Origin of the sequence: Knoellia locipacati (assembly GCF_044791685.1) — a bacterium.
GTDB lineage: Bacteria > Actinomycetota > Actinomycetes > Actinomycetales > Dermatophilaceae > Knoellia > Knoellia locipacati_A.
Genome location: NZ_CP087730.1, coordinates 1,401,754 through 1,423,191, shown reverse-complemented (window position 1 = coordinate 1,423,191; position 21,438 = coordinate 1,401,754). Strand labels below are relative to the sequence as shown.

Sequence of the window (21,438 nt, the reverse complement as noted above, 5' to 3'; positions counted from 1 at the left end):
CGTCTCGGTTGGCGTCGTAGACGGCGACCAGTGCCGACGTGCTGTCCAGGCGGACGCCGATAATGCCGGTATGGCCCTCCCCAGCGATCAGACGTCGGTGCTCGCCAAGGCATGGGACAGGGTCGTCCGCGCCGGTCGTGGGGTCTGGTGGGCCATGCCTCTATGCGTGGGCGTCTCGATACTCGGGTTCGCGAATGTGCCCTCGGACTTCCGCGACAGTGCCCGGGCTGATTCCCTGCAAGCACAAGGCGAGTGGGCCCGGGTTGCGCGCGTCGAGGTCAACGTCGTCTACGCCCAGTATCGGCAGGGTCGTGAGGGCATAGTTGAAGCGGTTCGAGTTCGGGTCGACGGCTCGGATGGTCCGGTGCCTCTGGAGAACCTGTACTCCACCCGGGACGAGCCCATGCTGAGCGATGGAGGGGCGGATGGTTGGCGCCAGGCAACACCCGAAACCGGATACCAGGCTCCGTTGATGGTTCGCATCCGACGCGACAGCGACGGCAATGTGACCGGTGCGATGGCTAAGGAGGACTACACGTACTGGACGGTTGACAACTCCGACCCGGAGATCGGGTTAACCCTTGGGCTCACCGGCGTCGCCTCTGCAGTGGCGCTCTTCGCCGCCAACAGGGTTCGCCTTCGACTGTCGCGCAAGCGTCCATCGCCCTAAGCGAACGGCCAGCATGCCCTGTGGATGAGCGACACGATGTCTCACCGGTGACACATCGTGTCGCGACTGGTGACACTCACATGTCGCTGCACATGTGTAACGACACCGTGTGTAGCGACACGACAGTGTCACCGCTCGCGACATCGAGTGTCACCAGCAACGACACGTAAGTGTCACCGCCAACGACGTGCGAGTGTCACCAGTGGATGTGGATTAGTGACATCGAGTGTCAACGGCGACGTCCAAAGGGCCACACCTGTTCGCCCGGGACGCCGATACTGTCCACGTGACCACCGACCAGCACACGTCATCCGCGCCGAGCGAGCAGCCCAGTGCGCAGAAGACCAAGTCGGCCTCGGTGAACATGCGTGAGTTCGGACGGCGATGGGCCGCTCTCGCGGTCACCACGACGGCCTACGCGATCGTCACACGACCGGGGGCAGAGCCCAGCGACCGGACTGAGGTCCTCTTCGCCTTCCCGTGCCTGATCGCGCTGATCTGGGTCATCTACCCGGTCGTCTCGCGGTTCCTCCGAATCGAACCGACCCGGATGGCCGCGTGGGAGTTCGTCGTTGTGTGGCTGGCTGTCGGCGGGCTCAGCATCGTCCGAGACGGCAGCCTCCCCATCATCCTGGGCGTGGCGTTGGCGATCGGCGCCTCCGCAGTGCTGGCCTACGAGTCGGCGACGATCCGGCAGCGCGAACGTGACGGTGACACCGCCAAGACGTTCTTCTCGCGACCGAATAGGGGGCAATCGTGATCGAATCTGTGGACGTGGAACCAGAGGCGGAGCGGGTCGTCGTGACAGCGCCCTCTGGCGGCAGTTCACGTGAGTTGCGGGGCGGAACGCTCTCACCTGCGAATGGACCGAGGTCACAGCACTCAAGGCCCTTCAGAGCGGTTGTCCAGGCTCAGCCGCGGGCGTGGGTAGGTCCCCTGCGAAATGGGGCCCGACGATCGCCGTGGGCGACCTGATCTGTCCCCGAGCCTGTGGATAAGCGACATGGAGTGTCACCGGCGACACCCTGTGTCACGACTGGTGACACTTCCGTGTCGCTTCACACGCACACGGTTGTGCGCCCAGCGCCGACTGACTGAAGACCCGGCGACAACCCGCACCGCTCCTGCTCATGGCGGCCGTGGAGCACCAGCTCGTCGGCCGTCAGCAAGGGGCCCTGCTCACTGGGCCGAGTGACCTCGACGACCGCATGAGGCTCCCGTCGTTGACGCGAAGGCACCGCCTGCGCACCGGGATGGCGTATGGGTAGGCATTGCGAGCCTCGCCATGGACCGCCCGAAGTCGTCATGACGACAGACCAGCTTCGTCATGGTGCTGGATCCGTCTCAGGTGAATCGTGAATGACGGTACGTAGCCGGAGTACCCGCTGTTCGAGTGACCTCAGTTGTTCCAGGACGCTCAGACATGTGCCGGAACTCGGGCTCTCCCTGACCTCCAGGCAGGCTCTTTGGCCTCCAGGCAGGACGGTCCCCGGCTACTCCCGGCGCACTCTGCTCGCCGCCCTCCCTGTTCGGGTCGGGCTGCGAGCAACCCGTCCAATTCTTGTCCTTATCGAAAGGAACCGCGATGAAGAGCATCGCGAAGCGGCTCCTCGTGGCCGCAATCATGATCCTCACCTTGGGCTTGGCAGCACCTCCCGCGTTCGCAGGGAACCCCCATGTCGTGAAGGGACCCGACGTCACCCAGGATGGCAACGCCCTCGTCATCACCGCCTCCATCGCGGGGCTCGGGAACGTGCCTTCTGCGACCTTCACACTGAGCGGCGACGTGACCGTGTTCTCCCAGTGCTACAACCGGGGCGGGAAGAACCCGGCCGCGGACAACAAGGAGGAGACCATCGCCGTCAGCGAGACCGACACCTTCCCGGTGCGCAACGGCCGTACCAACGTCTCGTTCACGATCGAACCCCTCTCCACGCTCGACTGCCCGGGTAACCAGGTCGTCGTGATCGAGTCGGTGGACTATGACCTCGTCCTCTCCGGCGAAGGTCTGAGCATCCCGATCAGCAGCTCCTAGACCTCGACTCTCAGGTCGGAGGCCCCCGCCTTGTCGAAGGTGGGGGCCTTCTGCGAGAGCAACGGCCACCCGGCCCGCCGCCCTCACCGCCCTGTTTTCACCCCGCCGATCTCGGACACGGCGGCGAGGAGGAAGACCAGCACCGAACGGACGGTCGTCTGGCCAAGCATCCTGCCAAGCCCGTGGACGGCGCAGAATTCAGACGCGCGGTCGATGCCGTCGTGGACGAGAACGAGGCGTTCGGTGAGTGGCTCGCCGGAACCGACCCGGAGACCCGTGTACTCGAGCTTCTTGGGCCACGCGTTGACCAGCGAGAAGGCAGTGACGCGCTGTCCCTGACGGTCGAGGACGACGATGGTGGCACTCCTGCGCGCCGCGGCCGTGTCGGTCCCGACCTGCGCCATCCACTGCTCGAACGAGTCGTCGGTGGTCAGCCCTCGGCTGAGGACCACGTCACCGGACTTGGCTCGACCGGGCAGCTTGCGGACGACCTGGGTGCCGTCGGCGCCGCCCTCCCTCAGCTCGATGACCTCCCGCTCGATCGTCAGGCCGGTCACCTCGGTGAGCATCGCCACCTGCACCCCGTCGAGCTCCAGCTGCAGCCCGAACCCCAGCGCGCCGCCCGGCTCCCGTCGACCTGGCATGGCCCCTCCGTTCGCTCGCAGCACCCCGTCCCGAGCAGCGTCCCAGCCACCGAGACGACCCGTCAATGGTCACCACCGGACGCTCAGACCGCGTCGAGCCCCACGCGCCCCGCCTGGAAGGCCTCGACGAAGAGCGCGTAGTCGGTCCGCACCTGACCGGCATACCCCATCGCGCTCTCGACGAGCCACGCCATGAACTCGGTGCGGCGCCCCTCGACCGACCCGGCGATCGCCTCCTCGACCTGGAAGTCGACGAGGTCCTGGTCGCTGTCCTCGTCGGAGGCACAGTGGATCTTCGCCGTCGCCTGACCGAGCTGCCGGACGACGAGCCTGATCTCGTCGGGCTCGGTGAGGTCGGCCCACGGCAGGTCCACCTCGTACGGGGAGATCTCGGAGACGACGAACCCGACGCCGTCGATCGTCGTGTGACCGAGCAGTGAGTCGGTGTGGGCCTGGAGGGCGCGCTGGCTGACGACCGTGCGGTGGGCCTCGTGCTCGAAGGCTGCCTCCACGCCGGTGCTGTCGACGTACCTGCTGAGCGCCGGCACGCTCGCCTGCTTCATCTGGACGACGACGTCGTTCTCGAGGGCCTGGCTGTAGCCCTCGAGCAGCACGCTGTAGCTCGGCTGCCCGGCACTGCCGATGCCGTGCGACACGCTGGAGACGACGTCGCGCACGTCGTAGAAGACGGGGATACGGCTGCGCTTGTCCTCGGGGATGGTGTCCAGGTAGCGCTCGAAGGCCTCGAGGACCGTCGACCGCTCGGCCTTCCCCGGCCGTCGCACTCCGTCCTTGACGACGAAGACGCGCTGGTGGTCCTCGACCACCGTCATGGAGTCGAGCAGATCCACCCGGCGCACCTCCCGCGCCTTGTGCAGGGCCCCGAGAACGGGACCGCGGGCGTTGTCGAGCCGCAGCGCGAAGTCGTCGTCACCGTGCGTGTCCAGGTAGTGGTTGACCTGGCGCAGGTAGGCGCGCGCATAGGACTCGATGAGTGCGCCCACCTCGTCGTCGGGCAGCGCCTTCTGCCAACCGACCAGGGCCAGGGAGGTGGCGAAGCGCAGGAGGTCCCACGTGTAGTGCCCGAGGTAGGCCTCGTCGAAGTCGTTGACGTCGAACACGAGGCGTCCGGCCGAGTTGAGGTAGGTCCCGAAGTTCTCGACGTGCAGGTCCCCGTGCACCCAGATCCGCGAGGACCGCTCGTCGACCCAGGGCGCCTCCATGCGGGTGACGTCGCGGTAGAAGAGCCCGGCCGATCCGCGGTAGAACGAGTGCGGGTCGTGCGCCATGCTGCGGAACTTCGTCCGATATGCCGTGGGCGAGTCCGCCATCGCGTCGCCGAAGGCGTCGCGAAGCACGTCGACGATGACACGGGTGCGCGCGCTGTCCGTCCGGGCTTTGGGCATGCACGGACCCTAGCCCCGGCAGCGCCCTCGTCGTCAGAGTCCGCCGTCCGAAACCGCGATCCGGCGGCGAACCTGCCCGACCTGGAGGGAACCGGGCGTGTCGCACGGCAGTCTGACCTGCATGAGGCTTCAGGCGAAGTGGGTCGCGCTCGCGGCGGTGGTCGTGTTCGTGGTCGTCGGTGGCCTGTATGCCGTGCGGCTCACCCTGGTGCGTGCGGCTGACGACGGCGCCGGCTGGCTCGACTCGCTGCAGCCCGTCCAGGGGCAGTGGGTCTCGCGCACCGGCTTCGCCTACGACGGCTCGACGCCGTGGACAGTGCCCGTCAACCTCAGCGTGGAGGGCGACCAGCTGCAGTTCGACGTGGGGTGCAACCGGATGACTGCGACCGTCACGGTCGAGGAGCACCGGCTCCGGTCCGAGCAGGGCGTGGCCGCGACCAGGATGGGCTGCCCACCGGACATCGCGGCCCACGAGGCCTGGCTCGCCGCGCTCGTCGCCGACCGGGCGCAGGTCCAGCTCAAGGGGTCGACCGAGGGCGACATGTTCAGCCTCAACACCGACGCCGGCTGGATCGGCTTCATTCGTCGCTGACCGACCGACGACCGTTGACCCCGTTGACCGCTGACCGGGTTGCCCGGTCAGCCGTCGGCGGCGGGGAGGTCGGTCTGTGCTCCGGTGATGAGCTGGGCGACCTTGGCGGCGTCGCGCGAGATGCTCGGCTGCCCCCACGTCGGTGCGTCAGCGGCACGCTCGCCGGGAGCCCACCAGACCTGGTAGGTCTCGAGCACGCGGTCGTACGACTCGTGCAGGTCGTCGAGTCCGGCGGCCGTGAGCATCTCGCGCATCTCGTCGCGGGTCCAGGCGGCGGCCTCCGAGGCGAGCGCGTCCTTGCGCAGCTGTGGACCGGCACCAGGGGTGAACACCTCCATCAACGCCCTCATCGTCGCGTCGCGGCGCATCCGGGCGAAGTCGAAGAGCCACACGGCGCTCCCGTGCTCGCGCCGGATCGCCGCGATCTGGGTCAGCGCCGCGACGGTGGTGTCGCGGTCGGGGAGCTGGTGCAGCGTCCAGTTGCAGGAGACGAGGTCGGGCCTCCCGACCACTGCGTCGTCCAGTGAGGTGACGTCGCCGGCGACGAACTCCACGGTATCCAGGCTGCGCTTGTCCGCCATGGCCCGGCCGGTCTCGAGCATCGGCTCGGAGAGGTCGACGCACGTCACGGTGAGGTCGGGTCGACCGGCGGCGAGGTGGGCCGCGAGCTGTCCGGATCCCGAGCCGAGGTCGAGGACCCGGCCGCCCTCCGGAACGAGGCGGCTCATCATTGAGGCGTTGAACTCGTAGATCGGCATCTGCACGTCCTGTGCCGCCTCGTGGAAGGCGCGCACGCCCTCGACGTCGTCCATGACCATGGGCTCGGGCACCCGATCCCGAGGGTGCTTGGTCGCACGCTCCATGAGCACCAGCCTCATGACCCTGAGCCGCATGGCCGCACCGGAACCCATCGCGTCCCTCCCTCGGCTCGACCGAATCCTCGTGTGGCCATCGTCTCCCGGGAGCAGGTCGGGCGTGGCCGGTTCGGACCGACTCGGTCACCCATCCCGCGGTCCGTCCCGGCCAAGGCGCGAGCGGCCAGATGTCACCGCCGTGGGACATGCTGGGAGCCATGACGATCCGCAGCGGCACCACCGTCACGTGGAAGTGGGGACAGTCGTGGGCAGAGGGCACCGTCGCCGAGGTGCACCACGACAGCGTCACCCGCACGACCAAGGGGGAGGAGGTCACCCGGCACGGCAGCGCTGACGACCCGGCATACGTCATCCACCAGGACGACGGCACGGTCGTCCTCAAGCTCGCCAGCGAGGTGCAGCGCGCGGACGGCGACTGACCCGTGGCCGAGGGTCATGCCGTCCACGGCATCGCGGCCAGGCTGCGCCGGCTCGCCGGTCAGCCGGTGCGCTCGAGCTCACCCAACGGCGAGCTCGAGGCGGCGGTCTTCGACGGCCGCGTCATCGCGGACGTGCAGGCCGTCGGCAAGCACCTCCTCGTCACCGCCGTCGACGTCCCGCTCACCGTGCACCTCCACCTCGCGATGGACGGGGCGGTCTCGGTCCGGCAGCACCACCGCGCCCTCGACGGCGCCTACCCGCGCACCGAGCCGCCGGTCCACGGCAACGTCGCCTGGCGGCTGCTGTCGGCAACACATCACGCCGAGGTCACCGACCCCGCGGTCTGTGAGGTCCTCGACGAGGACGGCGTCCTCGCCCTGCGCGCCCGACTCGGTCCCGACCCACTCCGCGACGATGCCGAGCCGGACCTTGCGCGACGACGGATCCAGAACTCCCGCCGGCCGATCGGTGCCCTGCTCATCGACCAGAAGGTCATCGCCGGCATCGGCAACGTCTATCGGGCCGAGCTGCTGCACCGTGCCCGGCTCGACCCCTTCACACCCGGCCACGACGTCGACGACGACACGTTCGCGGCCCTCTGGCAGGACACCGTCGAGCTCATGACGCTCGGGCTCGGCGCCGGCTGGATCGTCACCGACGAGGGCCAGATGACCGCAGCCCGGGAGGCGCTCGTCCGGGGCGAGCCGGTGCCCCGGTGGCCCAAGCGGTATGCCGTCTACGGCCGCGCGGGCCAGCCCTGCCACGTGTGCGGCACGACCCTCCGGGCCGAACGCGTCGGGCTGCAGCGCCTCTTCTGGTGCCCCGGCTGCCAGCACTCCTGAGCCACAGCCGCCCTCGCGAGACCATCCGCGCGGCACGATGGGCGGCATGCAGGCACTCGAGCTGCTCCTCGACCCCGACACCGACGCCGTGGTGCGTGGCGAGTGGGCGATCCTCGGCGAGGCCGGGCTCCCGAGCCAGGCGGACCACACGGGTGAGACCAATGCCCCGCACGTCACGGTGCTCGCGACCGAGCGCCTGCCCGCCAGTGACGACGAGCTCGCCGCGGCCCTCGTGCCGCTGCTCCCACTCCCGGTGCGGCTCGGGCCGGCCGTCGCCTTCCCGGGTCGCCGCGTCGTCGTCGCCCGGCTCGTGGTCGCCGACCCGGCGCTGCTCCACCTGCACGCGACCGCGGTCGCCGCGAGCCGAGCCGAGCCCACGCCACTGACCTCTGTGGGACGCTGGGTCCCGCACGTGACGCTCGCCCGCGGCATACCGGCCGACCGGGTGGGCGAGGCCCTGTCGCTGTTGCGCGTTCCCGGCCACGACGGGACGGCGACCCTCCTGCGCCACTGGGACAGCGACGCCCGTCGGGCCACCACGCTCACCTGAGGGCGACCTCGGGTCAGCGCCACAAAGTCCCACGGATCGCGAGCTCTACGTCGCACTTCGTGGGACCTTCTGCGCCGCGTGCGGCCAACCCGCGTCTCGGTCCGAGTGTCCGGATACCGGGACGACCGTTTGCCCTGTGGCGGGACGTCGCCACACTTGTGACCCGGATCACAACGCGTGCGCCATCGTCGCCGTCCGCGCCCGTCCCCTCTCGACCACTCGTCCCAGGAGACCCATGGCGCCCGCCGTTCATCCTGCCCTCCCGCCTGCCATCCACCCCGTTCTCGACCAGGTCACCGCCCGTGTCACCGAGCGCAGCCGCGCCGGCCGCACGGGCTACCTGCAGCGCACCGCCCGGGCCGCCTCCGAGCTGAGCCTGCGCCCCGCCCGCACGGACCTCGGGTGTTCCAACCTCGCTCACGCCGTCGCCGCCTGCGGCGGCGCCGACCGCACAGTGATGTCCGCGACGACCGGGGTGAGCCTGGGCATCGTCACGTCCTACAACGACATGCTCTCGGCGCACGCGCCGTTCGAGCACTACCCCGAACAGGTCAAGCAGTCGGCGCGCAGTCTCGGGGCCGTGGCCCGGGTCGCAGGCGGCGTGCCCGCCATGTGTGACGGCATCACGCAGGGCCGGGCGGGCATGGAGCTCAGCCTGTTCAGCCGTGATGTCATCGCCATGTCGACGGCCATCGCCCTCTCGCACGACGTGTTCGACGGTGCCCTGCTGCTCGGCGTCTGCGACAAGATCGTGCCCGGGCTCGTCGCCGGCGCACTGTCCTTCGGCCACCTGCCGATGGCGCTGGTCCCGGCCGGGCCGATGGCCTCCGGCCGTTCGAACGCCGACAAGGCGGAGACCCGCAGGGCGTTCGCCGCCGGCGACGTGGGCCGCGACGAGCTGCTCGGCAGCGAGGTCGCGTCGTACCACTCGCCGGGCACGTGCACGTTCTACGGCACGGCCAACTCCAACCAGCTCCTCATGGACGTCATGGGCCTGCACCTGCCCGGCGCGGCGTTCGTCCACCCCGACGACCCGCTGCGTGAGGCCCTCACCGCGGCGGCCACGGAGCGCGTCGCCGAGATCGCCGCCTCCGAGTCGCCGTACGGGATCGGCCAGGTCGTCTCCGAGAAGTCGGTGGTCAACGGGGTCGTCGCCCTGCTCGCGACCGGTGGCTCGACCAACCACACGATGCACCTCATCTCGATGGCCGCAGCCGCCGGAGTCGACCTCACCTGGGACGACTTCGACGACCTGTCGGCCGTCGTCCCGTCGATCGCCCGGATGTACCCGAACGGCTCCGCCGACGTCAACCACTTCCACGCCGCGGGTGGCACCGCCTTCGTCGTGCGCACGCTGCTCGACCACGGCCTGCTCCACGACGACGTCCTGACCCTCGCTGGCGAGGGGCTGCGTCGCTACGCGCAGCGGCCGGTGCTCGTCGAGGGACGCCTCGAGTTCGTCGACGTCGCAGCCACGTCCGGTGACCCCACCGTCCTGCGCAGCGCCGGCGACCCCTTCACCGTCGACGGGGGGCTCAGGATCCTGCGCGGCTCGCTCGGGCACGCCGTCATCAAGGTCTCGGCCGTCGCCGACGCGCACCGGGTCATCGAGGCGCCTTCCCGCGTCTTCACCGACCAGGTCGGCTTCCTCCAGGCGTTCTCGCGGCGCGAGCTCGACCGCGACGTGGTCGTCGTCATCCGTGAGCAGGGCCCGAGCGCGAACGGGATGCCGGAGCTGCACGCCCTCACCCCCTCGCTCGGCGTGCTCCAGAAGCGTGGGTATGCCGTGGCTCTCGTCACCGACGGACGCATGAGTGGCGCTTCGGGAGCCATCCCGGCGGCGATCCACGTGACCCCCGAGTCGGTCCACGCCGGACCGATCTCGAAGGTCCGCGACGGCGACGTCATCCGTCTCGACTCCCTCACCGGCCGCCTCGACCTCCTCGTCGACGCCGACGAGCTCGCGGCGAGGCCGTCCTCCCCGCGCGTGACCGCGGACGAGCCCGGCACCGGGCGCGAGCTGTTCGCCCCGATGCGGGCGGCGGTGGGCCGGGCCGACGAGGGTGCGCACGTGTTCGGGCACCTGGGCCTCGCGCCCGACCACGCCACACCAGCACCCGCCCTGAGCCACGAGGAGACCCGATGAACCCGCTGCTGACCGAGACGCCCCCGTCAACCGCGACGACGCCACGGGTGGCCAGCGGGCCGGAGGTCCTCGACCTCGCGCCAGTGATCCCCGTCGTGGTGGTCGACACCGTCGAGCAGGCCGTGCCCCTCGCCCGGGCCCTCGTCGCCGGCGGCATCCCCGTCATCGAGATCACCCTCCGCAGCGAGGCCGGCCTCGGAGCCATCGAGGCCGTCGCCTCCCGGGTCGAGGGCATGGTGGTCGGTGCCGGCACGGTGGTGACGCCGCAGCAGGTCCAGCAGGTCAAGGACGCCGGCGCCCAGTTCGTCGTGACTCCGGGCTCGCCGCCCCGGCTGCTCGAGGCCGCCCTGGACAGTGGTCTCCCGCTGCTCGCCGGCGCGGGGACGCTCACCGAGATGCTCACCCTCGCCGAGGCCGGGCTCGAGGCGATGAAGTTCTTCCCCGCGGAGGCGAGCGGCGGTCGGCCCTACCTCTCCGCGGTCGCCGGACCGTGCCCGCAGCTGCGGTTCTGCCCGACCGGAGGCATCACCGCGTCGACAGCGCCCCAATGGCTTGCTCTCGACAACGTCGGCTGTGTCGGCGGCTCGTGGCTGACGCCGAAGGACGCTGTGGCACAGGGTGACTGGGCTCGTATCGAGGCCCTCGCCGTGGAGGCCGCCGCACTACGCCAGCCCACCGCCTGACCGGCGCCGGACCGCGAACGTGACGGGACGGCATACGAAAGGCTTTTTCGTATGCCGTCCCGCTGCGGTCATCCCAGAAGTCCCGTGTGCTGGTCACCTCAGGGCGAGCTGGCCCCAGCGGTAGCGACCCTTGGCGTCGTTCAGCGTGCGCTCCGGGTTGTTGCTCACCATCGTGCGCAGGCCGCGGGTGTCCGCGTTGCCGTCGCTGACGGTGAGGTTCATCGAGAGCAGCGTCCCGCGCTGCGGGCTGGTCACGTTCAGGCGCTCCCACGGGACCGCGGCCTCGATGCGGTAGCCCTCGGAGGTGATGACACCGGTGCCGTCGACGGTGAGGTCGGTGAGCTTCTCGAAGTTCGCACCCTTGGGGCCGTTGACGGCCCCGATGATGGTGGGCCGCTCGACCCCGTCGGTGATGCCGAAGAGGACGTTGAGGTCGCGACTCGGGAGGGTCGTGGTGCTGACCCTGGCCGCCCACGTGCCGATCTCGAAGCCGACACCGTCACCCTTGTAGAGCTGGCTGTTGTCGGGGAGGTCGAGCTGCTCGACCCGTGGGTCGGTCACCTCGACGAAGAAGTAGAGGGCCGCACTGTCCCAGCCGAGTCGCCAGCGGCCGGCAATCGTCGGACTGCCGCTGGTCCTGGAGTAGACCACGGCATCGGACACCAGCACCGGCACCTCGGCCCACTCCGACGGGTCGCCGTCCAGCGTCGGAGGTGACCCGAGCCGCTTCGCCGTCAGCCGGACCGCCGGCTCCATGAGGCGCACCGTGGAGGGGCCGGACGACGAGGGCGATGGTGAGGTGGTGGGGCTGGCGCTGGCGCTGGGGTTGGCTGTGGTCGTGGCCGACCCCGTCTTGGTGGAGGCCACCGGCGGCGGAAGGGGGTCGTCGCGGGTGACCCACCAGCCGCCACCCAGAGCCAGGGCGGCCAGGCCCGCACCGACACCGGCGAGCACGCCACGAGGACGCCTCCGCGGGGGCACCCGCACATCGACGACGAGCTGGGGCTGGTCCACGTCCTCGTCCTCGTCCGGTTCCAGGTCCGCGGGCGGGTAGGGCTCCACCTCCGGCTCCGGGTGGGGCTCCGCCACCGGCGCGCGCCGGGCTGCCACGTCGACGCGCGGCACGGCCGCGAGGCTCCGCCGGGGCACGGGCTCGACCAGCGGCTCGGGTTGCGGCACGGGCTCCGCCTCCGGCGCGGCCACGACGGCGGCGGCCTCCTCCTCCGGGACCGGCGTGATGTCGGCGAAGATCTTGCCGTCGGGGGCGCGCAGGAACAGCACGGGCGTCGCCCACTCCGTCGCGAAGTCCGCGATGAGCTCCTTGCGAGCAGCCGTGGCTGCCTGGTCGATCGGGAGCCCGTCGGCGAGGGCGCCGTAGAAGCCGCCGCTGAACGAGGCTGCGGCCTCGTCCGAGATGGGGAACTGCATCGCCACCACGGCGGCCGTGTCCTGGCGCACGAGGCTCTGCGCCATCCCGCTGAACGGGTCGTCGGCGTCCGTCCGGGCGGTGTGGCAGGCGTTGAGCACGATGAGGCGCAGCGCATCGTGGTCCCGGCTGTACGGCCCCAGCACCGCGGACGATACCGCCGAGCTCCGTCCGTACTTGTCGGACATGTAGATGACGCCGTCCTGGTGCTGGACGTCGTAGGCCCCGTGACCGACGAAGTGCAGCACGTGCACGGAGTTCGTGCGCAGCCACTTCGCCAGCTCGGACATCATCGGCCGCTCGAGGCGGTCGAGGTGGACGGTGCCCGCCGCGACGGGGTCGGCGAGCGACCGCCTCAGGGCCGCCCACTCGGCCTCGACGTCGAGCGCCGGCAGGTCGGTCGGGGAGGCGATGACGGCGAGGATCCGCAGTGCGCCACCGACGACCAGGGGCCGTGGGGGCTGCGGCAGATCGATGAAGCGGACCACCGGGGTCTGCTCCGACTGGGCGAGGTAGCCGCGTCCACGGGTGTCGTGCAGCAGCTCCCAGGGGAGGCCGGCGAGTGTGGGAGCGTCGTTGAGCCGCAGGCGCAGTCGGAGCCCGCGCTCGCGGCCGACGACGTCGAGACTGCGCTGCCAGGCCAACCGGATGTCCTCCTGGAAGACGGCGTCGAACAGGCCCACCCCGAACTCCTGGGCAGCCCGGCTCGCCGGGTCGGTGGCGACCCGTCGCGTGCCGGAGCGACCGGGGTCGAGCTTGAGGAGGAGGTTCTCCAGACGCGTCGGGTCGAAGGGCATGGTGAAGCGAGCGCTGGGGCTCTCGTCCAACGGGCACTGGGTGACCAGGGCTCGGAACTCCCCACCGTCGACGGACTCGACGAGCAGGTCGAAGTTCTCGTACTGGCGCGGGCTCATGTCCGGCCTCCTTCGGATGGACCATGACGTCCGAGAAGAGGGGCTCTCGGCCGCGCAGATACATCGCCGACTGCCAGGAGGTGTTCGCCGGTGGGTATCAGGGCACCGGCGGTCGACTCCTGTAGGGCATGGGTGACTTCCCGAACGTCACGGCGTGGCACGAGCTGACCGACGCCACGCTTGCCGCGGATCCTGACCTCGGACCGCGCCTGGGTGCCGCTCTGACGACCTTGGGGATGACCTCCCCGGAGAAGGACGAGCTGCTCAGCAGCCTTGAGGGTCGGCAGGATCCAGCCGCGGTGCTGCTCGTCCGGGTGGCGGCCTTCGCCGGCCCCTCCACCGAGCCCTGGGTGCCGCCGGCCCCAGCCACCGTGGCGGAGATGGACGCCGCGCTGTCGGCCGCAGAAACCTTGCGGAGCACACTCGCGCCGGCGCTCGCCCGGGGCCCGGTCGAGCTGTCGTCGGTCCCGGCGATGCCGGCCGCGCTCGCCCGTGCGCTCTCGCCGGACCGGGCCGGTGAGCTCGCCATCGAGCTCCTCGAACTCTGCCCCGCGCAAGGCACCGAACGGGATCGCCTCTCGGCCCTGCGCGCCTTCGTCGTGCACACCCGCGACCTCGACACCGCCCGTATGCCGGTCGCGCGCCTCGTGCGGGCCGGCATCCGCGTGCGGGCAGGACTGCCTCCGGAGTACCCGGGGGTCGCAGACCTCCTGGCCCGGGTCCGGACGCCACGGCTGCTCTCCGGACTGGCGCTGGCCATCGCCGAAGGTGCCGACCCGGCTGCGATCCTCGCGGTGGTGGAGCACGTCGCGCGGCTGCGCAGCCGCGGCTCGACTCCCGTGACCGGCAGGGTCGAGTCGACCCGGACGTCAGTCCCGCCTCCCGCCGCTTCCCTGCCTCCCGAGGAACCGCTGGGGTCGCCGCCCGGCCGTCTGCCGCGGCGGACGAAGAGCTCCGCCGGAGGGGTGTTCGGCCGGATCGCCAAGCGGTGGCGCTCCGCCCTGCCCATGGGCGGTGACCCGCACGAAGGCCCGCTCGAGGAGCGCGTCGACGACCTCGCGGCCGGCACACCCTCGGAGTCCGCACACCCGGAAGGCGACGGCGGAGCGGGCGCCGACCACCCGGCATACCCACGCATCGACGTCTCGACGGGAACCGGCAGGAGCGACGTGGTCGTCGTGGAGCAGGAGTTCCTCGTGACCGTCGGGCTCGGGCGGCGACGCGACCACACGCTCACGAGCACGGGCGTCCTGACGGTGTCGGCCGAGGAGCTCATCGACGTGGTGCTCGTGTTCGACCCTCACTCGCTCGCCACGACCGCGCCGACCCGGCAGACCCTCAGGGTGACGGCGGCCGATCCGTACCCGAGCGTCACGCTGCCGTTCGTCGCGAGCTACATCGACGCGGAGCTCCCCGTCGAGCGGCGGATCGGCGTGCACTACGTGCGGCAGGGTCAGGTCGTCGGGATCGCCTGGCGCACCGTCGTCGCCGTCAACAGCGTGGCGGAGGTCGCCGGCGCCGCGCCTGCCACCACCCGGGACCACCGGCTCATCAACCTCAGCCCCCTGCTCGACGAGACGCCACCCGACCTCGTCGTCGGCATCTGCGCTGCCGACGGCGCCGACGGCAGGCGGCTGGTCTGGACCGTCTACCCGGGCGTCGACGGCGAGGCTGCGCTGGACGGGCCGCGCAGTGCGCCGATGGACGACACGGCGGCCGGCTTCGCGAAGGCGCTGCGCTTCAAGATCCAGTTCGGCAGCGACCCCGACGCCCTGTACCAGGAGCTCGCCGGGGCGGGTGCCACCCTGGGTCGGATCGTCCCCGCCAGCGTGCGGTCGGTGATCCGCGCCGTCGTCGAGGACGCGACCCGCCCGGTGGCGCCCACGATCCTGCTCCTGACCGAGGAGCTTCACCTGCCGTGGGAGCTCGTGACCTTCCAGCCGCCCCTGGTGTCGTCCTGGGGTGGCGACGCACCGTTCCTCGGCGCGCACGCCGCGATCGGGCGCTGGCCGCTGTCCGAGGGCGAACCGCGTCCGGTGCCCAGGCCCACGGTGGAGGTCGTCAAGGCAGCCGTGCTCAGCGCGAAGTACGACGGCGTCACCAAGTGGGGCAAGCTCGACGACGCGGAAGCCGAGGCCGCAGAGGTGACCGAGCTCTTCGGTGCGGTGTCGGTGCCCCCGACGATCCGCGCGGTCGCGGACCTGTTCGGCGGGACACCGGCCGCCCAGCTCGTCCACGTCGCGCTGCACGGACAGTTCGACACCGAGGGCACTGCCGAGGGCCTGGTCCTCCTCGCCGTCGACGCGGCCGGCACCCAGACCGCCAAGGCCACGTTCTTCAGCCCGCTGGCCGCCGAGAACGGACATCTGGCGGCGGGTCCGTTCGTCTTCCTCAATGCCTGCCAGGTCGGTGCCGACCGTGCCGTGCTCGGCGACTACGGCGGGTTCGCGAGCACCCTGCTGCGGATCGGCGCCACCGGCGTCGTCGCGCCGCTGTGGAACGTCGACGACGACGTGGCGGCGGCGATGGCTCGCGAGTTCTATGCGGCGACGTGGTCGGCCCCTGCAGACGAACGGGTCTCGGTCGCGGAGGCCGTGCGTCGGGCACGGGCTCGCTACACGGTCGAGGGAGTCACGCAGCGCGTCCCAGGAGTGTCACCGACCCTCGTCGCCTTCCAGTGCCTCGCCCACCCCCAGCTGCGCCTCACCGGCGCCTGACCGCCAGCTCACGACCGACCGAGAGGAACGCCATGTCCGAGCAGCTGCGACCCGAGGGGATTCCGGTCGTCGTCGACGACGTCGTCCTCACCACTCCCGGTCTCACCGGCACCGTCACCGTCCACCCGCCGGCATCCGAGGGCATGCGAGCCGCGGAGGACAGCACCGAACAGTTCCGCGCGGCCCTCGCCGAGGCGCACCTCACCGAGCAGCTCACCGTCGAGATTGCCTTCCCCGAGGAGCTCGACGACGCCGGTGGCACCCGCGCCTCGGGCGGTGACGGCGACATCACCGTCGAGGTGCCCGCTCCCGGGACCGACATGGGTCAGGTCCTCCTGTATGCCGCGGAGGACGGCTCCCTGACGTGGCACCTTCCCGATGACATCGAGCCGGACCTCGTCCCGTCGCGTGGGGGTGAGCGGCGAACGTACCGGGTGCCCAGGGCTGTGGTGACGGGTGCGCCGACGGACTCGCAGACCAGCGGGCAACGCGGCATCCTGGGTGCGCTCGGCTCCAAGCTGCTCAAGGTGCTCGTCTTCCCACTCGTCGACCCGGTGCTGGGTCGGGTCGGCGACCACTTCGCCTCGCGATGGGAGGAGCAGCACCGGCGCAACCTGGTCCGATGGTTCAGCCCGGTCGGTTTCCGAGATCTCGAGGCACCCGCCTTCACCACGGCGGACTGGGGCCGGGTCCGCGGCGGCGCTGCGCTGCTGTTCCTCCACGGGACGTTCTCGCAGGCGCACCGCGCCTTCCCTGGGCTGCCGGACGAGACGATGGCCGAGCTGCACCGGCGCTATGACGGTCGGGTGTTCGCCGTCGACCACCACACCGTCTCGGCGACGCCGGACGAGAACGTCGCCTGGCTCGCGAAGCAGCTCACCGAAGCGGTCGCAGACGGCCCCGGCGGGCCGGTCACGCTCGACGTGGTCTGCCACTCGCGCGGAGGGCTGGTCGGCCGGGCCCTGGCGGCCCGCGGCGCCGAACTGGGTCTGGGGGAGCACCTCAAGGTCCGCACGCTCGTCATGGTCGGCGCCCCCAACGCCGGGACCGTGCTGGCCCACAAGGAGCACCTGTCCACGCTGCTCGACCGCATCACCGACCTCGTGCAGTTCGCGCCCGGCGGCCCGGTGACCGATGTCGTGGGCGTGGTGCTGGCGGTGCTCAAACAGCTGGCGGTCGGGGCCTTCGGCGGCCTCGACGGCATCATGTCGATGAACCCGGACGGCCCCTACCTGCCGGCCCTCAACTCCCTCCCGCTCGACGGTGTCCGGCTCTGCGCGATCGCCTCCAACTACGAACCGGCCGCCGGCAGCCCGCTGCTGCGCGTGGCGAGCAACAAGGGGGTCGACATCGTCTTCGGCAACGCGGACAACGACCTCGTCGTCCCCACGAACGGTGTCTTCGAGGTGGCGGATGCTCCCGGTTTCCCGATCGAGGGTGGGGACCGGCTGGTTCTCGGGGGCGAGGTCACCCACGGTGGCTACTTCCGGGACCCGGCCGTCAACTCCAAGCTGCTCGAGTGGCTTCCCGGCTGACGCCCTCAGAGGCCGAGCAGTGACTCGCTGCGCTCCCACAGGCCGCTGGCCAGGGCCGGGTCGTTCGCCTGCGGGTTGACCGCCGCCACGCTGTTGGCCCCGTAGTAGCGACCGGGCTCCCACGTCACGCCGGGTGTGCCGTCGGCGAGCCAGGTGAGGCGCTCGCCACCGGTCTCGACGCTCGTGAGCAGCCGTGCCAGCGGGGTGCGGTAGATCCATCGCATCGGGCTGGACGTGTCGTTGGCGAAGTTCGTGCGGATCACCCCGGGGTGGAAGGCGACCGCGTTGACCCCCTGGGCCCCGAAGCGTCGCTGGAGCTCGGTGGTGAAGAGGACGTTGGCGAGCTTGGCGTCCCCGTAGGCCTTGTTGGCGCCCCACGCCCGCGTGTTGTCGAGGTCGTCGAGGTCGAGGTTGCCGAACAGCCGGTGGGCCCGGCTCGACGTCTGGACGACGGAGGCACCCGAGTCGACGAGCCGGTCCATGAGGAGGTGCGTGAGGAGGAACGGCGCCAGGTGGTTGACCTGGAAGGTCTTGTCGAACCCGTCGACCGTGCGTTCGTGGGCGAAGACCCCGCCGGCGTTGTTGGCGAGCACGTCGATGCGAGGGTGGGCCTCGAGCAGCTCGGCGGCGAGGGTGCGTACCTGGCCGAGGTCGGTGAAGTCGGCCGTGTGGTGGGGCGCGCCGATCGCTGCTGCGACGCGCTCGGTCTTCTCGGGGGAGCGGCCGACGAGCACGACGCGGTGGCCCTTGGCCGCGAGCTGGCCGGCGGAGGCCGCCCCGATGCCGTCGCTGGCGCCGGTGATGAGGATCGTGCGCGGCTCGGTCATGTCTCTCCTGGTGCGTGTGCGGAAGACCGACTGTGTCACGACGCAAGGGCCCGTCAGCGCAGGGACCCTCGGCTGCCGGTGCCTGCGACCGCGGGGGGCGTGGCGCAAACCGCCACGCCACCGGTGGGCACAGGTCTAGCGTCACGAGGGTGAGAGCCGTCGTGCAGGACCACTACGGGTCGCCCTCGGACCTGCGGTGCGTCGACCTGCCCGTCCCCCGGCTCGGGGACGACGAGGTGCTCGTGCGCGTGCGTGCGGCGTCGGTGCATCCCGACGTGTGGCACGTCGTCACCGGCCGGCCTGCCGCCCTGCGACTCATGGGCGGCGGCGTCCGCAGACCCAAGCAGCCCGTGCCCGGTACGGACTTCGCTGGTGAGGTCGTGGCGGTCGGCTCGGACGTCTCCACCGTCGGGGTCGGCGACGACGTGTTCGGCGAGACCCTGCCGAGCATGCAGTGGGTCAACGGTGCGACCTGGGCCGAGTTCGTCGCCGTGCAGCAGGACCGGCTCCTGACGATGCCCGCCGGGCTCACCCACGAGCAGGCCTGCACCCTGCCGACCGCCGGGATCATCGCGTTGCAGGCCGTCCGTGAGCAGGCCCAGGTCTCACCGGGCCAGCAGGTGCTCGTCAACGGGGCGGCCGGAGGAGTCGGGTCGCTGTCGGTCCAGATCGCGAAGGCCGACGGCGCCACGGTCACCGCGGTGGACGACGCGGACAAGCAGGACCTCCTTCGCGCCCTGGGCGCCGACCACGTCATCGACTTCACCCGCGACGACTTCACCCGAGGCGACGCGCGCTACGACGTCGTCGTCGACATCCCCGGCAACCACCCCTTCTCCGAGATCCGCCGGGCGCTCGCCCCGCACGGCCGTTACGTCCTCGTGGGTCACGACCAGTACGGCCGCGAGGGCCGCCGGGTCCTCGGCAGCATCCCGAGGATGGTGGGCCTCATGGCGCGGTCAGCCGTGACCGACCAGATCCCGCGCGGGTCGTTCCGGAGCCGCCCCAAGCTCGACTACCTCCGGGCCCTGGCCGAGCTGGCCGAGGCCGGTCACGTGCGCCCCGTCGTGGGTCGCACCTTCTCGCTCGAGGAGGCCGGTGCCGCGCTCGAGCACCTCGCCTCGGGCCGGGCCCTCGGCCGCGTCGTCCTCACACCCGCGGGTGGCGCAGACTCAGGGAGGTGAGGGACGGCATACGGACGTCGTATGCCGTCCGCGGCCGTCCGTGGGTCGGGGCGCCGCCCTCAGCGGTCGCCGTCTCCGGAGCGGGTGACGGCCCAGTCGATCGGCTTGCACACGCCGCCGTTCGACTTCTCCGCGGAGCAGGCCGTGATCCCGACGAGAAGGTCCAGCTCGGCGCGCACCGAGAAGCGGTCGCCGGCCCGGCTCGGCGGCGGGTCGATGTGCAGCTCGCCCTCGGCGTCGGCCCAGACGTTCATGAAGATGTTGAGGGTGGTGCCGATCTGGTCGGGCTGGACGCCGTGGGGTGACAGTGCGCCGACGAGGTTGGCGAAGCAGCTCGGGTGCTCGGCGCCCTCGAACTCGGGGTAGAGGATGTCGAACGTCTGCTGGCTGCACGGCGTGAGCAGGAAGTCGTGCGTGCCGCACGTGTCCTCGACGACGGTGAGCATGGGCCGGCTGCGGTTGCTCCAGAGCCTGCTGCCCGTGCCGAAGCGGATGGTGTTCTCGAAGTCGATGGAGCGGCCCGACGACAGGGTCTCGCGGACGTCGTCGGCAGCGACGCAGTAGAGGTCGCTCACCTGCACGCCCGTGGGGTCAACGACGGTGAGGACGTCGCCCGGCCCGAGCCGGACGCAGGTCCCGGTCTGGGGGGCGAGGCGGGTGAAGCCGGGCTGAAGGTCGTCGGTCATGACCTCGAGCCTGCCGTGTCGTGCTCGTCGGTGACCGTCAGGGGTGCCTGCCAGGACTCGGGCACGACCCGCCCCGAGTACTGCCGGGCCTCCGAGCTCGTCCCGTGGTCGGCCACCATCGGGTTCACCGAGCCCTGGAGCTCGACGTCCCGGTCCCGGATCGTGTTGCGCATGCGGGCGAAGCGCTCGGTCTCCTTGAGCTCCTCGAACTGCGAGTGCAGGTTGAAGGTGAGCACCGGCCACGGTGTCCGTCGTGCGAGCCGTGACGCGTGCGGGTGCAGGCCGACGACGAAGAAGGCCGTCCCGGCCACGCTGAACGAGAAGTTCACGTCGTCCGGGTCGCTCGAGACCTCGGGGTTCCAGGGGGTGTCGTCGAAGTCGCACAGGTGCTGGAGCGTGCGCCACAGGCCCTCCTCGAAGGCCCGTTCCGATGCCGGCGGGGCCCCTCCGAAGACGGCGAGCAACGAGGTGAAGCCCTCGTCCGGGTCCGCGGTGGTGGCGAACTCCCGCAGGCCGCGGAACACGTCATAGCTGCTCGACACGCTCCCGAGCCGCCCGGTGGTGACGACGTGCGCACGGTCGCGGTTGAAGACCGCTCGGGCACCCAGGCACGGGTAGTCCGGGTCGAGCACCCACTCCTTCATCCGGCCCAGGACGTCCTCGGGCAGGGGTGGTCGGGTCACGGGGCGACGCGGGGCGCCGTCGCTGGCCGGATGACGAGGGCCGGCCACGGGGCGCGACGCGAGCTCTCCGTGGCGTGGGGGTGGAGGGCGTCGACCGTCCAGGCCTCACCCGCGACGACGACCACGTGGTCGCCGGTGTCCAGGGCGGCGACGACTCCGTCGCTCCACGGGACTTCGTCGAAGTCGCTGAGGTGCTGCAGCGTCTCCCAGAGCAGGTCCTCGAGGCCGTCGTCGCTCTTCGGGACGGGCCCGGCGAAGACCGCGACCAAGGGCGCCGAGCGCTCGTCGGCCTCCCGCCGGCGGAGGGCGGCGTAGACGTCGAAACTGCTCGTGGGAGCGCCCATCCGACCGGTGACGACCACCTCGGCACCGTCCCGGACGAGGTCGCGGGCGCCGGCGAAGGGTTCGTCGGCGCTGCGGAGCCAGTCCGCGAGGGTGCGCTGGGTCGTGGCGTCGGGGGTGGGGGCGCCGGGGGTGGTCGCGTCGGCAGCAAGGCGAGGGGCGGTGTCAGTCATGGGGTCTCCGGGTCCGAAGGATGGAAGGTCGGCGAGGAGGAGGCCGACTTCCCGGGTTCTCATCGAACGTAGGTGGGGACGGTGCGCC

At 71.0% G+C, this 21,438-nt stretch carries 20 protein-coding genes; 12 read left to right on the top strand and 8 right to left on the bottom strand.

Going from position 1 to position 21,438, the window contains the following annotated elements; all coding sequences use genetic code 11:
- The first annotated feature begins 70 nt into the window (after positions 1–70).
- The 3 genes from LL946_RS06710 (at position 71) to LL946_RS06700 (ending at position 2,705) form a co-directional block, all read left to right on the top strand.
- Positions 71–670, top strand: coding sequence for a hypothetical protein (locus LL946_RS06710; RefSeq protein ID WP_404386058.1), 600 nt, complete (start codon positions 71–73; stop codon positions 668–670).
- A 286-nt stretch (positions 671–956) separates the two neighbouring features.
- Positions 957–1,430: a hypothetical protein gene (locus tag LL946_RS06705; RefSeq protein WP_404386056.1), complete on the top strand. Its 474-nt coding sequence runs from the start codon at positions 957–959 to the stop codon at positions 1,428–1,430.
- Between the two features lie 825 nt (positions 1,431–2,255).
- The gene (locus tag LL946_RS06700) at positions 2,256–2,705 is read left to right on the top strand and encodes a hypothetical protein (RefSeq protein WP_404386054.1); all 450 of its coding nucleotides are present in this window, start codon (positions 2,256–2,258) and stop codon (positions 2,703–2,705) included.
- Positions 2,706–2,788: 83 nt separating this feature from the next.
- On the opposite strand, the gene LL946_RS06695 is transcribed toward LL946_RS06700, so the two are convergent.
- Positions 2,789–3,349: a phage tail protein gene (locus LL946_RS06695; RefSeq protein ID WP_404386052.1), complete on the bottom strand. Its 561-nt coding sequence runs from the start codon at positions 3,347–3,349 to the stop codon at positions 2,789–2,791.
- Between the two features lie 83 nt (positions 3,350–3,432).
- Entirely contained in the window at positions 3,433–4,755 is a 1,323-nt protein-coding gene (locus LL946_RS06690; RefSeq protein WP_404386050.1) for a DUF2252 domain-containing protein, read from the bottom strand.
- 121 nt (positions 4,756–4,876) lie between these two features.
- Here LL946_RS06690 and LL946_RS06685 point away from each other — a divergent pair, with 121 nt between their 5' ends.
- Positions 4,877–5,347 carry an META domain-containing protein gene (locus tag LL946_RS06685; RefSeq protein WP_404386048.1) on the top strand — a complete coding sequence of 157 codons (471 nt, stop codon included), beginning with the start codon at positions 4,877–4,879 and terminating at the stop codon, positions 5,345–5,347.
- A gap of 47 nt (positions 5,348–5,394) precedes the next feature.
- Here the strand turns inward: LL946_RS06685 and LL946_RS06680 are convergent, their stop codons facing one another.
- Positions 5,395–6,210 (bottom strand): class I SAM-dependent methyltransferase, encoded by an 816-nt coding sequence (locus LL946_RS06680; RefSeq protein ID WP_404386046.1) that lies wholly within the window; start codon positions 6,208–6,210, stop codon positions 5,395–5,397.
- Between the two features lie 209 nt (positions 6,211–6,419).
- On the opposite strand from LL946_RS06680, the gene LL946_RS06675 reads away from it, so the two are divergent.
- From LL946_RS06675 to eda, 5 genes are all read left to right on the top strand, one after another.
- Positions 6,420–6,641, top strand: coding sequence for a DUF2945 domain-containing protein (locus LL946_RS06675; RefSeq protein WP_404386044.1), 222 nt, complete (start codon positions 6,420–6,422; stop codon positions 6,639–6,641).
- 3 nt (positions 6,642–6,644) lie between these two features.
- A complete protein-coding gene (locus LL946_RS06670) occupies positions 6,645–7,484 on the top strand; it encodes an Fpg/Nei family DNA glycosylase (RefSeq protein WP_404386042.1) in 840 nt (279 codons plus the stop codon).
- A gap of 46 nt (positions 7,485–7,530) precedes the next feature.
- A complete protein-coding gene (locus LL946_RS06665) occupies positions 7,531–8,034 on the top strand; it encodes a 2'-5' RNA ligase family protein (RefSeq protein ID WP_404386040.1) in 504 nt (167 codons plus the stop codon).
- Positions 8,035–8,269: 235 nt separating this feature from the next.
- Positions 8,270–10,180: a phosphogluconate dehydratase gene (edd, locus tag LL946_RS06660; RefSeq protein ID WP_404386038.1), complete on the top strand. Its 1,911-nt coding sequence runs from the start codon at positions 8,270–8,272 to the stop codon at positions 10,178–10,180.
- Entirely contained in the window at positions 10,177–10,863 is a 687-nt protein-coding gene (eda, locus tag LL946_RS06655; RefSeq protein WP_404386036.1) for a bifunctional 4-hydroxy-2-oxoglutarate aldolase/2-dehydro-3-deoxy-phosphogluconate aldolase, read from the top strand. The genes edd and eda overlap by 4 nt, the downstream gene beginning before the upstream one ends.
- 93 nt (positions 10,864–10,956) lie before the next feature.
- Here the strand turns inward: eda and LL946_RS06650 are convergent, their stop codons facing one another.
- Positions 10,957–13,203 (bottom strand): CHAT domain-containing protein, encoded by a 2,247-nt coding sequence (locus LL946_RS06650; RefSeq protein ID WP_404386034.1) that lies wholly within the window; start codon positions 13,201–13,203, stop codon positions 10,957–10,959.
- Between the two features lie 128 nt (positions 13,204–13,331).
- On the opposite strand from LL946_RS06650, the gene LL946_RS06645 reads away from it, so the two are divergent.
- Together LL946_RS06645 and LL946_RS06640 are read left to right on the top strand one after the other, a co-directional pair.
- The gene (locus LL946_RS06645; protein ID WP_404386032.1) at positions 13,332–15,920 is read left to right on the top strand and encodes a CHAT domain-containing protein; all 2,589 of its coding nucleotides are present in this window, start codon (positions 13,332–13,334) and stop codon (positions 15,918–15,920) included.
- 32 nt (positions 15,921–15,952) lie between these two features.
- The gene (locus LL946_RS06640) at positions 15,953–17,455 is read left to right on the top strand and encodes an esterase/lipase family protein (RefSeq protein ID WP_404386030.1); all 1,503 of its coding nucleotides are present in this window, start codon (positions 15,953–15,955) and stop codon (positions 17,453–17,455) included.
- Positions 17,456–17,460: 5 nt separating this feature from the next.
- On the opposite strand, the gene LL946_RS06635 is transcribed toward LL946_RS06640, so the two are convergent.
- Entirely contained in the window at positions 17,461–18,282 is an 822-nt protein-coding gene (locus LL946_RS06635) for an SDR family NAD(P)-dependent oxidoreductase (RefSeq protein WP_404386028.1), read from the bottom strand.
- A gap of 149 nt (positions 18,283–18,431) precedes the next feature.
- Between LL946_RS06635 and LL946_RS06630 the strand changes: the two genes are divergently transcribed.
- A complete protein-coding gene (locus tag LL946_RS06630) occupies positions 18,432–19,466 on the top strand; it encodes an NAD(P)-dependent alcohol dehydrogenase (RefSeq protein ID WP_404386026.1) in 1,035 nt (344 codons plus the stop codon).
- A 59-nt stretch (positions 19,467–19,525) separates the two neighbouring features.
- Here LL946_RS06630 and LL946_RS06625 read toward each other — a convergent pair whose 3' ends face one another.
- From LL946_RS06625 to LL946_RS06615, 3 genes are read right to left on the bottom strand one after another with little or no spacing between them, the layout of a single operon-like run.
- A complete protein-coding gene (locus tag LL946_RS06625) occupies positions 19,526–20,152 on the bottom strand; it encodes a DUF1989 domain-containing protein (RefSeq protein ID WP_404386024.1) in 627 nt (208 codons plus the stop codon).
- Positions 20,149–20,835, bottom strand: a complete 687-nt coding sequence (gene gntA / locus LL946_RS06620) for a guanitoxin biosynthesis heme-dependent pre-guanitoxin N-hydroxylase GntA (protein ID WP_404386022.1) — start codon at positions 20,833–20,835, stop codon at positions 20,149–20,151. The genes LL946_RS06625 and gntA overlap by 4 nt, the downstream gene beginning before the upstream one ends.
- Complete coding sequence (locus tag LL946_RS06615; RefSeq protein WP_404386020.1) at positions 20,832–21,350, bottom strand: YqcI/YcgG family protein; 519 nt, start codon at positions 21,348–21,350, stop codon at positions 20,832–20,834. The genes gntA and LL946_RS06615 overlap by 4 nt, the downstream gene beginning before the upstream one ends.
- Positions 21,351–21,438 lie beyond the last annotated feature (88 nt).